The 12,557-nt window shown below is 68.7% G+C and carries 11 protein-coding genes; 8 read left to right on the plus strand and 3 right to left on the minus strand.

The features are described from left to right. The first annotated feature begins 135 nt into the window (after positions 1 to 135). From VL15_RS31525 to VL15_RS31535, 3 genes are read left to right on the plus strand one after another with little or no spacing between them, the layout of a single operon-like run. On the plus strand, positions 136 to 504 hold the full coding sequence (locus VL15_RS31525; RefSeq protein WP_048250675.1) for a response regulator: 369 nt from the start codon (positions 136 to 138) through the stop codon (positions 502 to 504). Then, positions 497 to 1,123, plus strand: a complete 627-nt coding sequence (locus VL15_RS31530) for a chemotaxis protein CheC (RefSeq protein WP_048250676.1) — start codon at positions 497 to 499, stop codon at positions 1,121 to 1,123. Before VL15_RS31525 ends, VL15_RS31530 begins: the two co-directional genes overlap by 8 nt. Next, on the plus strand, positions 1,120 to 2,058 hold the full coding sequence (locus tag VL15_RS31535) for a GGDEF domain-containing protein (RefSeq protein ID WP_048250677.1): 939 nt from the start codon (positions 1,120 to 1,122) through the stop codon (positions 2,056 to 2,058). The genes VL15_RS31530 and VL15_RS31535 overlap by 4 nt, the downstream gene beginning before the upstream one ends. A 50-nt stretch (positions 2,059 to 2,108) precedes the next feature. On the opposite strand, the gene VL15_RS31540 is transcribed toward VL15_RS31535, so the two are convergent. Beyond that, positions 2,109 to 2,993, minus strand: coding sequence for an alpha/beta fold hydrolase (locus tag VL15_RS31540; protein ID WP_048250678.1), 885 nt, complete (start codon positions 2,991 to 2,993; stop codon positions 2,109 to 2,111). A 190-nt stretch (positions 2,994 to 3,183) separates the two neighbouring features. Here VL15_RS31540 and VL15_RS31545 point away from each other — a divergent pair, with 190 nt between their 5' ends. The 5 genes from VL15_RS31545 to VL15_RS31565 all read left to right on the plus strand — a co-directional run bounded on the left by VL15_RS31545 (position 3,184) and on the right by VL15_RS31565 (position 8,597). Further along, positions 3,184 to 3,516, plus strand: a complete 333-nt coding sequence (locus VL15_RS31545; protein ID WP_048250680.1) for a hypothetical protein — start codon at positions 3,184 to 3,186, stop codon at positions 3,514 to 3,516. A gap of 269 nt (positions 3,517 to 3,785) precedes the next feature. Next, positions 3,786 to 4,634 carry a presqualene diphosphate synthase HpnD gene (gene hpnD, locus VL15_RS31550; RefSeq protein WP_048250681.1) on the plus strand — a complete coding sequence of 283 codons (849 nt, stop codon included), beginning with the start codon at positions 3,786 to 3,788 and terminating at the stop codon, positions 4,632 to 4,634. Between the two features lie 13 nt (positions 4,635 to 4,647). Further along, entirely contained in the window at positions 4,648 to 5,901 is a 1,254-nt protein-coding gene (gene hpnE / locus VL15_RS31555) for a hydroxysqualene dehydroxylase HpnE (protein ID WP_048250683.1), read from the plus strand. 11 nt (positions 5,902 to 5,912) lie between these two features. Next, positions 5,913 to 7,886, plus strand: a complete 1,974-nt coding sequence (gene shc, locus VL15_RS31560) for a squalene--hopene cyclase (protein WP_048250684.1) — start codon at positions 5,913 to 5,915, stop codon at positions 7,884 to 7,886. 54 nt (positions 7,887 to 7,940) lie between these two features. Next, on the plus strand, positions 7,941 to 8,597 hold the full coding sequence (locus tag VL15_RS31565) for a phosphorylase (RefSeq protein ID WP_048250686.1): 657 nt from the start codon (positions 7,941 to 7,943) through the stop codon (positions 8,595 to 8,597). Positions 8,598 to 8,729: 132 nt separating this feature from the next. Here the strand turns inward: VL15_RS31565 and VL15_RS31570 are convergent, their stop codons facing one another. After that, positions 8,730 to 9,725, minus strand: coding sequence for a VacJ family lipoprotein (locus VL15_RS31570; protein ID WP_048250687.1), 996 nt, complete (start codon positions 9,723 to 9,725; stop codon positions 8,730 to 8,732). Further along, a complete protein-coding gene (locus tag VL15_RS31575) occupies positions 9,718 to 12,351 on the minus strand; it encodes an MMPL family transporter (protein ID WP_048250688.1) in 2,634 nt (877 codons plus the stop codon). The genes VL15_RS31570 and VL15_RS31575 overlap by 8 nt, the downstream gene beginning before the upstream one ends. Between the last annotated feature and the right edge of the window lie 206 nt (positions 12,352 to 12,557).

Raw genomic sequence — 12,557 nt, forward strand, 5'->3', positions numbered from 1 at the left:
GCGTCGCGCGCACCCGCTCGCGGCGCCCGCGCGCGGCCGCAAGGCGGTTGCCTGCGCCCGAACGCATGACGCCTCAAGAAGTGCGCCGCGCGGTCGTTAACGCGAGAGAGACCATTCCGTATACCGCTTCGCTCCATGCCTTTGCCGATTGTAATTGCCGACGATTCCCTGCTCGCTCGCAAACTTCTGACAAAGGCGCTGCCGGGAGGCTGGGACGTCGACGTCGCGTATGCAACGAATGGTCGCGAGGCCTTGGCGCTCTATCGTGACGGCAAAGCTTCCGTGATGTTTCTGGATCTGACGATGCCCGACATGAGCGGATATCAGGTCCTGGAGACACTGCGCCACGAAGATCTGAACACGTTCGTGATCGTGGTATCCGCCGATATCCAGCCGCAGGCGCAAGCACGCGTGCGCGAATTGGGCGCGATCGCATTCGTTGCCAAGCCCGTGACGTCGGAGGCATTGCTGCCCATTCTCAAGGAGTATGGGTTGTATGCCTGAATCGGTGTTCACGGCGGAGCAACGCGACGCGTTGCAGGAGATCGCCAACCTTGCGATGGGCCGCGCCGCCGCGCGGCTTGCATTGTTGCTCGGGCGCTTCATCGAGCTGTCGGTGCCGCGCGTGCGCGTCGTGAAAGCGGCCGATGCGGGCGACGCGCTGCGCGAGATGACGGGCATTCACGACAACGTGACCGCCGTGCGCCAGGGCTTTCGCTCCGACATCAAGGGCGAGGCGATCGTGCTGTGCCGCACCGCAAGCGTCGCGCGACTCACGACGGTCGTCGACCGCACGTTCGGCGACGGCGTGTACGGCGGGATGGCGACGCCCGACGAAGTCGTGCTCGACGTCGCGAACGTGCTGATGGGCGCATGCGTCGCGTCGATCCTCGACGAGCTCGGCCGCAAGCCCGTATTCTTTCCGCCGGGGCTGCTCGGGTCGAACGTGTCGTTCGACGACGTCTTCCAGCCGACCGTGCTCGCGTGGAGCGTCGCGCTGCTGCTCGAGGTGAACTTCGGGCTCGAGGATCATGCGTTCCGTGCCCACTTCGTGATGCTGATGGCCGAGGATTCGATGCGCCTGATGGGCGACGCGCTCGACGCGTTGCTGTCCGCGCTATGACGGCCGCCGCCCCGTCGCTGAGCGACCTCGTGATCGAGCGGGTGGGCTTCGGCCTGTTCGTGCTCGACCGCTCGATGACCGTGCTGATGTGGAATCGCTTCATGCAGGACCACAGCGGCATCCCGGCCGCCGACGTGATCGGCCGCAACCTGTTCGACTGCTTTCCGGAGCTGCCGCTCGCGTGGCTGTCGCGCAAGCTCGAGAGCGTGTTCCAGCTCGGCAGCTTTGCATTCAGCTCGTGGGAGCAGCGGCCCTACCTGTTCCGCTTCGAGCACGACCGGCCGATCACCGGCGGCGTCGACTACATGCAGCAGGACTGCACGTTCATGCCGCTCACGCGCGGCCGCGACGTCGAGGCCGTGTGCGTGACGATCTCGGACGTCACGCACGTGAGCGTGATGCAGCGCGAGCGCGAGGAAGCGGTTGCGAAGCTGCGCGAACACGCGAATCGCGACGGGCTGACCGGCATCGCGAACCGGCGCTTCTTCGAGGCGCGGCTCGGCGACGAATTCGCGCGCTGGCAGCGCTACGGCGGCGACATGTCGGTGCTGCTGTTCGACCTCGACCATTTCAAGACGATCAACGACCGCTTCGGGCATGCGGCCGGCGACGCCGTGCTGCGCGAGACGGCGCGCCGCGTCGCGTCGATCGTGCGCGCGCAGGATACGTTCGGCCGTTTCGGCGGCGAGGAATTCGCGCTGCTGCTGCCGTGCACGAGTCTCGACGAGGCGATGCGGGTGGCCGACAAGGTGCGAGACGCGATCGGCAGCGAGCCGGTCGATGCGGAGGGCGTCAGCGTGCCGGTGACGGCGAGCGTCGGCGGCGCGTGCGCGAAGACGGGTGCGCCGACCAGCGACGTGCTCGTCAACGAGGCCGACGCGGCGCTCTATCGCGCGAAGCGGCTCGGGCGCGACCGCTCGGTCGCCTACGCGTAGGCGCGCCCGCCCCGCATTGCGCGGAGCGGCTGCGGCGCGCCACGCCGCGTTCAGCTTTTTGCGATATCGGCGAGCACACCGGCCAGCACGGCCGGCTGCGACACGAACGGCGAATGGCTGCTGTCGAGCTGGTGGACGTGGGTCGGATTGCCGGGCGCGAACGCGTCGGCTTCGTCGATGAAGCGCTGCTGCAGCGCAGGCAGGATCACGCGATCCTGCAGACACTTGATGTAGTGGCGATCGATCGCGCCCCACCGTGAGGTGGTCGTCGGAATCGCGGTCGCGAACGGCGCGGCCGGCACATCGCAGGTCATCAGGTTCGCGACGGCCTCGAAGTCGGCTTGCGACACGTCGTCATACAGCGCGCGCTTCGCCAGGTCGCGATACGCGGCGTCGCCGCTGCGCGGATCGATGCGCAGCGCGCCGGCGACGCGCGGGCTCGCGAGCATCAGCGGGCCGAGCAGCTCGCCCTTGTTTTCCGGCGCGCGCACGTAGTCGAGGCCCGGTACGCCCGATGCGGGCATGAATGCCGCGAGATAGACGATCTTCGCGATCTTGTCCGGCGCGCGTTCGGCGGCCGCCGTGATCGCGAGGCCACCCATGCTGTGCCCGACGAGCACGACCTTGCCGTGGCCGAGCGCGTACGCGTCGTCGACGGCCTGCATCACCTGCGTCGCGTAATCGTCGAGTGTCGTGTTCGCGACCGGCGACGGCTCGGCGCCGAACGCGTCCTTGTCGAGCGGCCGTTCGAGGTAGGACGCGGGAAAGCGGGCATTGATGCCGTGTGCGGGCAGGTCGCGCGCGATCGACAGGTAGCCGCGCGCGGCCAGTGCCGCGGCGAGGTGCGCGTAGCACCACGCGCCGTGCCAGGCGCCGTGCACGAGCACGAAAACGGGATGGTCGGACTGCGGGGTGGCGCTTACGTTCGTCTCCATGGTGTCCGTGTGCTTTGAGAAAGGTCCCATCTTAGACGAACCCGCACGCAATCAAACGCGAACGCACGGTGCGATCGCGCGGCCGGCCACGATCCGTCCCTCTTGTCTCGTGCAGGCCACATTTCGTCCGGATCCGATATGAATTTGTGCCGAAGCGCGCTAATTTGATGCTTTGCCCCGATTGCTCCCCATGAACGTCGACTATCTCTTCTATCGGAAGCCGAACAAACCCGGCCCCTATTCGCTCGACGACCTGGGCGAGATCGCGCCGCCGATCGGCCCCGGCGACCTGGTGCGCGCGGGGATCGCGCGCATATTCGAGCAGATCGACTGGCAGGAATCGCCCGACGTACCGGGCGCGTGGTTCGGCACCGGCGGCGCGGTATTCCAGTTCACCGCGGAGCCCGACGGCGGCGTGACGAGTTTCATGGGCTCGCGCCTCGAACGCCGTTCGATGCTGCAGCTGACGCGCGAAATGGGGCTCATCGCGCTCGATCTGCAGCGCGACATCGTTTACGGCTGACCGGCCAGCGGCGCCACGCGGCGTCCATTTCCGCCGAAGTCGGCCGCGCCGGCCTGCCGGCGGTTCCCGGCGCTCCGCCGAGCGTGGCGCGTGTCCGCCATCGAACTTCAAAGATTGCTATACTTTCGCCCAATTCCGGCTTCCGGCCGGTATTTTGTGCCTGTCTGCGTCGAACGTTCGCATATCTCGCACGCATTTGACACCCTGACCATCCCAGCCGGGCATGGCTTCTTCAATCGCCCCGCGTGGGTGTCTCCGTGGAGCTTGTCTTGGCCGTTTCCAATTCCGTCGTGGACGAACAAGAAACCGACGCCGCTGCCGTCACATCGGGCAGTTCTTTCTATCTTGCGATGCGCATCCTGCCGGCGGTGCAGCGCGATGCGATGTTCCAGGTCTACGCGTTCTGCCGCGCGGTCGACGACATTGCCGACAGCGACCTGCCGCGCGCCGAGCGCACCGCAGGCCTCGATCGCTGGCGCGCGGACATCGATGCGTGCTTCGCGGGCCGGCCGCCGCGCCATCTGGCCGCGCTCGACCGCGAGATCCGCGCGTTCAACCTGCAGCGCGACGATTTCCACGCGATGATCGACGGGATGGCGATGGACGCGGTCGAGGATATCTGCGCGCCCGACGAGCCGACGCTCGACCTGTTCTGCGATCGCGTGGCGAGCGCGGCCGGCCGGTTGTCGGTGAGGATCTTCGGGATACCGGAAGCCGAAGGGATCAAGCTGTCGCACCACCTCGGCCGTGCGCTGCAACTGACCAACATCCTGCGCGACATCGACGACGACGCGGCGATCAACCGCTGTTACCTGCCGCGCGAGCTGCTCGCGCGCGAAGGCATCGCGATCACCGATCCGGCGACGATCGTGCGCGATCCGGCGCTGCCGCGCGTATGCGCGACGCTCGTCGAGCGCGCGTTCGAGCACTTCCGCCAGGCCGACGCGGTGATGGATACCTGCACGCGTGCACAGGTGAAGGCGCCGCGCATCATGTCGGGCGCGTATCGCTGCATTCTCGAAGCCGCGATCGCACGCGGCTTTGCCGCTCCGCGCGCGCCGCTGCGCAAGCCGAAAGCGCGCATGCTGATGATCGCCGCGCGCTACGCGCTGTTCTGAGCCGACCGAGTCGATGCCCAGAACCGTCCACGTGATCGGCGCAGGACTCGCGGGCCTGTCGGCCGCGGTCGAGCTGCAACGTCGCGGGCGGCGCATCGTGCTGCACGACGCGCACGCGCATGCGGGCGGCCGCTGCCGCTCGTGGTTCGACGGGACGCTGAACACGACGCTCGACAGCGGGCTGCACGCGGTATTCGCGGGACAACCCGCGACGCAGCGCTACCTGCGCGCGATCGGCGCGGCCGATCATCTCGTGGGGCCCGCGCTGCCGGAATTTCCGGTCGTCGACGTCGCGTCGCAGCAGCGCTGGACGCTGCGCTTCGGCAACGGGCGCTGGCCGTCGTGGCTGTTCGATGTCGCGTCGCGCGCGCCGGGCACGACGCCGCTCGATTACCTCGCGCTCGCCCCGCTCGCGTTGGCGCGCACGGGCCGTTCACTCGCACAGACGATGCGATGCGACGGCGTGCTGTGGGATCGTTGGCTGCGGCCGTATTTTCTCGGTGTGCTGAATGTCGAGCCGCGCCACGCAAGCGCCGAACTCGCGCGCGCGGCGCTGTGCGCCACGTTTGCCGCGGGCGGCCCGGGTTGCCGTCCGCTCGTCGCGCGCCACGGGCTCGGCAGCGCATTCGTCGAACCGGCGCTGCGGATGCTGCAGCACGGCGGCGCACAGATCCGGCTGAACTCGCGGCTCGACGCGCTCGAATTCGGCGCGCACGGCAATGCGGTCGATGCGGTCGCGATCGGCGGCGAGCGCATCGATCTCGCGCCGGGCGACGCGGTCGTGCTGGCCGTGCCGCCCGAGGTCGCGCAGCCGCTCGTCCCCGAACTCACCGCGCCCGACACGTTCAGCGCGGTCGTGACCGCGTATTTCGCGGTCGAATCGCCGGCCGGCAGCCCGCTGCAAACGACGGTCGTCAACGGCGTCGTCGATGCGGTGCGTACCGGCGGCGGTCAGCTCGCGGCAACGATCCGCGACGCGGGCCGCTGGCTCGACACGCCGCGCGACACGCTCGCGCGGCGCATCTGGGAAGACGTCGCGCGCGTGACGGGCGCGAACCCGGAAACCATCCCCGCGTGGCAGCTCGTCGTCGAGCCGCGCGCGGGCTTTGCGGCGGTGCCGTCGCAGGAAATGAAACGTCCGGCCGTGCGTACGCGCTGGACCAATCTTGTGCTGGCGGGTGACTGGATTGCCACCGGTTTGCCCGCCACGATCGAGGGCGCGATCCGTTCCGGCCAGCTGGCCGCGGACGTGCTCCAGACACAATAAGAGAGGGACCGATGAACGATCTCACCGAAATGGCTACCCTGTCCGCCGGCACCGCGCCGGCCGACGTCGACGCCGCCGTTGCGCGTGCGACCGACGCACTGCTGGCCGCGCAGAAAGCGGACGGACACTGGGTCTACGAACTCGAAGCCGATTCGACGATTCCCGCCGAATACGTGCTGCTCGTCCACTATCTCGGCGAGACGCCGAACCTCGAGCTCGAACAGAAGATCGGCCGGTATCTGCGTCGTATCCAGCAGGCGGACGGCGGCTGGCCGCTGTTCACCGACGGCGCGCCGAACATCAGCGCGAGCGTGAAGGCGTATTTCGCGCTGAAGGTGATCGGCGACGACGAGAACGCGGAGCACATGCAGCGCGCGCGCAAGGCGATCCATGCGATGGGCGGCGCCGAGATGTCGAACGTGTTCACGCGCATCCAGCTCGCGCTGTTCGGTGCGATTCCGTGGCGCGCGGTGCCGATGATGCCGGTCGAGATCATGATGCTGCCGCAGTGGTTCCCGTTCCACCTGTCGAAGGTGTCGTACTGGGCGCGCACCGTGATCGTGCCGCTGCTCGTGCTGAACGCGAAGCGCCCGCTCGCGAAGAACCCGCGCGGCGTGCGCATCGACGAACTGTTCATCGATCCGCCCGTCAACGCCGGGCTGCTGCCGCGCCAGGGTCACCAGAGCCCCGGCTGGTTCGCGTTCTTCCGCGTGGTCGACCATGCGCTGCGCGCGGTCGACGGGCTGTTCCCGAGCTACACGCGCGAACGCGCGATCCGTCAGGCCGTGTCGTTCGTCGACGAGCGCCTGAACGGCGAGGACGGCCTCGGCGCGATCTATCCGGCGATGGCCAACTCGGTGATGATGTACGACGTGCTCGGCTACGCGGAAGATCATCCGAACCGCGCGATCGCGCGAAAGTCGGTCGAGAAGCTGCTCGTCGTGCAGGATGACGAAGCATATTGCCAACCGTGCCTGTCGCCGGTGTGGGACACGTCGCTCGCGGCGCACGCGCTGCTGGAAACGGGCGATGCGCGCGCGGAAGAAGCCGTGCTGCGCGGCCTCGACTGGCTGCGCCCGCTGCAGATCCTCGACGTGCGCGGCGACTGGATCTCGCGCCGCCCGAACGTGCGGCCCGGCGGCTGGGCGTTCCAGTACGCGAACGCGCACTACCCGGACGTCGACGATACGGCCGTGGTCGTGATGGCGATGGACCGTGCGCAGAAGCTCCGGCAGTCGGACACTTATCGCGAGTCGATGGCGCGCGCGCGCGAATGGGTCGTCGGCATGCAGAGCAGCGACGGCGGCTGGGGCGCGTTCGAACCGGAAAACACGCAGTACTACCTGAACAACATCCCGTTCTCCGATCACGGCGCGCTGCTCGATCCGCCGACGTCCGACGTGTCGGGACGCTGCCTGTCGATGCTGTCGCAGCTCGGTGAGACGGCCGCGAACAGCGAGCCGGCACGCCGCGCGCTCGACTACATGCTGAAGGAGCAGGAACCGGACGGCAGTTGGTACGGCCGCTGGGGGATGAACTACGTGTACGGCACGTGGACCGCGCTGTCCTCGCTGAACGCGGCCGGCCTCGGGCCGGAAGATCCGCGCATGAAGCGCGGCGCGCAGTGGCTGCTGTCGATCCAGAACAAGGACGGCGGCTGGGGCGAGGATGGTGACAGCTACAAGCTGAACTACCGCGGTTTCGAGCAGGCGCCGAGCACGGCGTCGCAGACGGCCTGGGCGCTGCTCGGCCTGATGGCGGCCGGCGAGGTGAACAACCCGGCCGTTGCGCGCGGTGTCGACTACCTGGTTGCCCAGCAGAACGCAGAAGGCCTGTGGGACGAGACGCGCTTCACCGCGACGGGCTTCCCGCGCGTGTTCTACCTGCGTTACCACGGTTATCGCAAGTTCTTCCCGCTGTGGGCGCTGGCGCGCTACCGCAACCTGAAGCGCGATAACGCCACGCGCGTTACGGTCGGGATGTAACGGGTGGGCGTGTCTCAACACAACGGCGCATTGCCCGTCATCGCGGTGACGGGGATGGCGTTCGAGGCGCGCATCGCGCGCGGTGACGGCGTCGAGGCCGTGTACGCCGCGCGGGCCGACCGGCTCGAGCGCGCGCTGGCCGACGCGACCGCACGCGGTTGCGCGGGTATCGTGAGCTTCGGCACGGCGGGCGGGCTCGCGCCCGATCTGGCGCCCGGCGCGCTCGTGATCGCGAACGCGATCGACGGGCCGTTCGGCCGCGTCGAGACCGATACGGGCTGGAGCGCACGGCTCGTCGCCGCGCTGCACGACACGCCGGTCTGGGCGCGCGTCACGCGCGGCACGATCGCGGCGGTCGGCGCGCCGGTGATCAGCGAACAGGAAAAGGCATCGCTGCACCACGCGAAGGGCGCGCTCGCCGTCGATATGGAGTCGCATATCGCGGCGGCCTTCGCGGCCGCGCGCGGCGTGCCGTTCGCGGTGTGCCGCGCGATCGTCGATCCGGCGTGGCGCACGCTGCCGAGCGCGGCGACGGCCGGCCTGCGCGACGACGGCAGCACGGCGATCCTGCCGATCCTGCGCGAGTTGCTGAAGCAGCCGTCGCAGCTCGGCCCGCTGCTGCAGGTCGCGAGCGACGCGCGTGCGGCGCGTACGACGCTGATCCAGGCGCGGCACGCGTTCGAGCGTGCGGGCGCGATGCGGATCGTCTGAGCGGCACGCGCCGCGTTTCCGTCTCTCCCCCTTCTTCCCCTCTTCCCGGTTTCCCGTTTCGCGCGGACAAAAAAAAGCGCGCTGCATCATGCAGCGCGCTTTGTCTTTGCGGCGGTCGCCGTTGTTGCGGCGTTACTGCGCGGCCGGCGTGCTCGCAGGCATCGCGGGAGCGGCCGGTGCCGGCGCTGTCGCCGAGCCGGACGACGCCGGTGTTGCTGCCGATGCCGGAGCTGCGGCAGGCGCGCTCGCGGGCATCGCATTGTCCGCACCCGGATCATCGTACTGCGGCAACCCCGGCGCGGCCGGCGCGTTGTTCGGCATGGTGCCCGATGCGCCGCCCGACTCGCCCGGATCCTCGTAGTTCGGCAGCCCCGGCACGGCCGGCGTCGCGGCAGGTGCCGCGCCCGATTCACCCGGCTCGCTGTAGTTCGGCAGCGTGGCCGACGACGACTGGCTGCGATACGTCAGCGACTTGCGCTGCTGCAGGTACGCATCGCGCACGAACGAATACGGATCGAGCGCGGCCTGCTTCAGCAGGTCGGTCGCGCCGAGCAGGTCCGAACGCGCGCTGATGAACTGCCCGATGTACATCGGGTTGCGCGCGGCCGGCTCGATGTAGTTGAGCAGGTTGAAGCGCACGTCCACCGCACGGCCGACACCGTCGCGGACCGTGCTCGGCCCGAACACGGGCAGCACCAGGTACGGGCCGGACGGCACGCCCCAGCGCGCGAGCGTCAGGCCGAAATCCTGGTGATGCTTCGGCAGGCCGGCCGGCGTCGCGATGTCGATCAGGCCGGCGACGCCGAACAGCGAGTTCATCGCCACGCGCATCAGATCCTGCGTCGCATCGGTGATGCGCAACTGCAGCAGGTTGTTCGCCATGTTGCCGAGATCGCCGAGGTTCGAGAAGAAGTTGCTGATCGCGGTGCGCACGGGCGTCGGCGTGATCTTCTGGTAACCCTTCGCGATCGGCACGGCGATGTTCGAATCGACCGCGTCGTTGATCTTGTACATCGTCCGGTTCATCGGCTCGAGCGGGTCGTTGGGATTGCGGTTCGGTCCCGTCGCGCAGCCGGTCAGCATCGCGCTGGCGGCGACGGTCGCCGCAATGATTCGCACCTTATTCATTGATTCCTTGCGTTTGGTTCTTGGCGCGTTTGACACGCGGTTTGCCCATCAGTACGGGCTGGAACACCACGGCGCCGATCAGCGTGCAGGTCAGTGCCAGCGCGAGCAGCTTGCCCATGCTCGACGTGCCCGGGTGGTGCGACAGCCACAGGCTGCCGAATGCGGTTGCCGTCGTCGCGGCGCTGAACAGCACCGCATGCGTGAGGCTCGAATGCAGCAACCCCGTCTGCCCCGCGCGCCACGCCATCACGAAATACACCTTGAACGCGACGCCGACGCCGAGCATCAGCGGCAGCGCGATGATGTTCGCGAAGTTGAGCGGCATGCCGAGCACGACGCACATCTCGAGCGTCACGACGCCCGACACGAGCAGCGGCACCAGCGTGCGCAGCACGTCGCCGAAGCGGCGCAGCGTGACCCACAGCAGGATCGTGATCGACATGATCGACCACAGCGCCGCGTGCAGGAACGCGTTGATGATCGTGTCGGCCGAATGCAGGATCGAGATCGGCCCGCCGGTCGTGCCCGGTTCCGCGGCCTTCACGGTTTTCGCGAAGCGGCGCAGCATCGTGTCGTCGTTCGGGTCGACGCCCTTCGGCACCTTCGGCGAGATCTGCACGAGCGCATGGCCGTCCGGCGCGATCCAGTCGCGGACGAGCTGCGGCGGCAGCGATTCGCGCGTGACGTCCTGCGGCTGCAGCAGCATCGCGAGCTGGTTGAGCGCGATACGCAGCGTGTCGGAGAACGCGCGCTCGGCGCGGTCGCGCGTCGCGCTGTCGGCGGCGGCGAGCTTCGCGAGCGATGCGGACAAATGCTGCGCGGCTGCCGCGCCCGGGCCCGGGTGATCTTCGGCCGCGTAGCCCAGCAGGTCCGACACGCGCTTGAGCGCGGCGACGCGCTGCGCGTCGGTCGCGGGCGGCGCGGCCGGCTGCGTCAGCGCGGGCAGCAGGTCGCCCGCGGCCGCGGCGATCGCCGCGCGCTTGGCCGGCTGGTCGGTGGGGATAAAGGTCGACAGGGTGGTCGTGCGGCCGACTTCGGGCAGCGCGTCGAGACGCTTCGCGGCCGCGTCGGCGTCCGCGAGCGACGGCGCGAGCAGCGTGACGTCGTTGACGGCCGCTTCGGGCGAATCCTTCAGCGCGAGCAGCGTCGCCATCGATTCGCTGTGCGGATCCTTCAGGTGCAGCGGGTTGAAGTCGAAGCGCAGGAACGCGAGCAGCGGCAGCGCGCCGATTACGACCACGAGCGTGCCGATCAGGATCGGCTTGCGATGGCGGTCGAGAAAATCGTCGACCGGCGCGAGCCACGGAAAGCCCGGCGTCTTCGATTCGCCCGGCGGCGCGAACAGGCGCAGCAGCGCGGGCAGCAGCGTGAGCGTGGTCAGCAGGGCGACGAACATCCCGACGCCCGCGATCAGGCCAAGCTCGGACACGCCGCGATAGGCCGTGGGGATGAACGAGAAGAAGCTCGCGGCAACAGCCGCGGTGGCCAGCGCGAGCGGCATGCCCATCGAGTGCGCGGCGCCGATCAGCGCGTGATCGATGCGCGGGTCGCGGAAGCGTTCCTCGCGGTACTTCACGCCGTACTGGATCGAAAAGTCGACGCCGAGGCCGACGAACAGCACCATGAACGCGACCGAGATCATGTTCAGCGAGCCGACCATCGCGAGGCCGAGCGCGGCGGTCACGACGAGGCCGACGAACAGCGTGACGAGCACCGAGCCGATCATCCGCTTCGAGCGCAGCGCAAGCCACAGGATCACGAGTACGGCCAGCAGCGTGAGGGCGCCGTTGAGCGCGGCGCCGTCCTCGACCGACGCGAATTCGTCGTCGGCGAGCGGCTGTTCGCCGGTCAGGCGCACGGCCGCGCCGTAGCGCTTCTCGAGGTCGAGCGAACGGGCCGCGTCGCGGATCACCTGGCTGGTTTCCGCGCCGGCCTTCAGCGCGCCGTAGTTGACCACGGGCTGCACGGTGACGAACGCGCGCGCGGGCTGCCGCGCGGCATCGCTGTCGACCAGCGCGCGCCACGAGAACGCGGCCGGCTTGCCGGCCAGCACGTCGTCCACCGTCGCGGCGCTGCGCGCGAGCAGCTTCGCCATCGCGGGCAGCTTCACCTGGCCGGTCAGCAGCGGCTGGCCGAGCGTGGTGGCCAGCGTCGTCGCGAGCCCGGTCAGGCTCGGGTTCTTCGCGAGTTCGTTGACGAGCGGGCGCGCGCTCGCGAGCTGCGACGTCGTATCGGAGACTTCCTGCGGCGACAGGAACAGCAGCCCGTTGTGCTCGAAGAACGGCCCGCCGCCGGGCTCGGCGACCTGGCCGATGCGGCCGGCATCGGCCTGCTTCTGCAGCGCCTCGGTCAGCGCATGCGCGGCGGCATTCGCGAATTCGGGCGCGGGCGCCTCGACGACCGCGAGGATCGTGCCGTTGCGTTGCGGGAACGCATTGTCGATCGCCTGGCCGAGCGCGGCCCATTGTGGTTCCGCATCGACGAGCTTGCTGATGTCGGTGTTGATCTTGAAATGCTGCGCGACGTAGACGCCGCTGAAGGCGGCGATGACGAGCGACAGGACGACGACCCAGACGGGGCGGCGTACCGACCATGCAACGAGTCGGACGATGAGAGATGTCACCATGTGGCGGTGGGGAGCGGCTGGCTAGGGCAAAGTAGCCAAGTATACCGGCGCGGCGTGGCGGCGGACGTGACGTTGGGGGTTTCGGGGCGGGAAGGAGATTTGTTCGCGACGGCGGAATCGATGCAAGCGGCCGGTCGATTTGTAAGGGGATATTTACATAATCGGCGCCGGGCTGCATCGCCGCTGTAGTGGCTAGATAGAAATGT

This window comes from Burkholderia cepacia (assembly GCF_001039005.1).
Classification (GTDB): domain Bacteria; phylum Pseudomonadota; class Gammaproteobacteria; order Burkholderiales; family Burkholderiaceae; genus Burkholderia; species Burkholderia theae.

Coding starts and splice junctions, on each gene's coding strand:
- VL15_RS31525 (WP_048250675.1), top strand. CDS start 136: ATGCCTTTGCCGATTGTAATTGCCGACGATTCCCTGCTCGCTCGCAAA.
- VL15_RS31530 (WP_048250676.1), top strand. CDS start 497: ATGCCTGAATCGGTGTTCACGGCGGAGCAACGCGACGCGTTGCAGGAG.
- VL15_RS31535 (WP_048250677.1), top strand. CDS start 1,120: ATGACGGCCGCCGCCCCGTCGCTGAGCGACCTCGTGATCGAGCGGGTG.
- VL15_RS31540 (WP_048250678.1), bottom strand. CDS start 2,993: ATGGAGACGAACGTAAGCGCCACCCCGCAGTCCGACCATCCCGTTTTC.
- VL15_RS31545 (WP_048250680.1), top strand. CDS start 3,184: ATGAACGTCGACTATCTCTTCTATCGGAAGCCGAACAAACCCGGCCCC.
- hpnE (WP_048250683.1), top strand. CDS start 4,648: ATGCCCAGAACCGTCCACGTGATCGGCGCAGGACTCGCGGGCCTGTCG.
- shc (WP_048250684.1), top strand. CDS start 5,913: ATGAACGATCTCACCGAAATGGCTACCCTGTCCGCCGGCACCGCGCCG.
- VL15_RS31565 (WP_048250686.1), top strand. CDS start 7,941: ATGGCGTTCGAGGCGCGCATCGCGCGCGGTGACGGCGTCGAGGCCGTG.
- VL15_RS31570 (WP_048250687.1), bottom strand. CDS start 9,725: ATGAATAAGGTGCGAATCATTGCGGCGACCGTCGCCGCCAGCGCGATG.
- VL15_RS31575 (WP_048250688.1), bottom strand. CDS start 12,351: ATGGTGACATCTCTCATCGTCCGACTCGTTGCATGGTCGGTACGCCGC.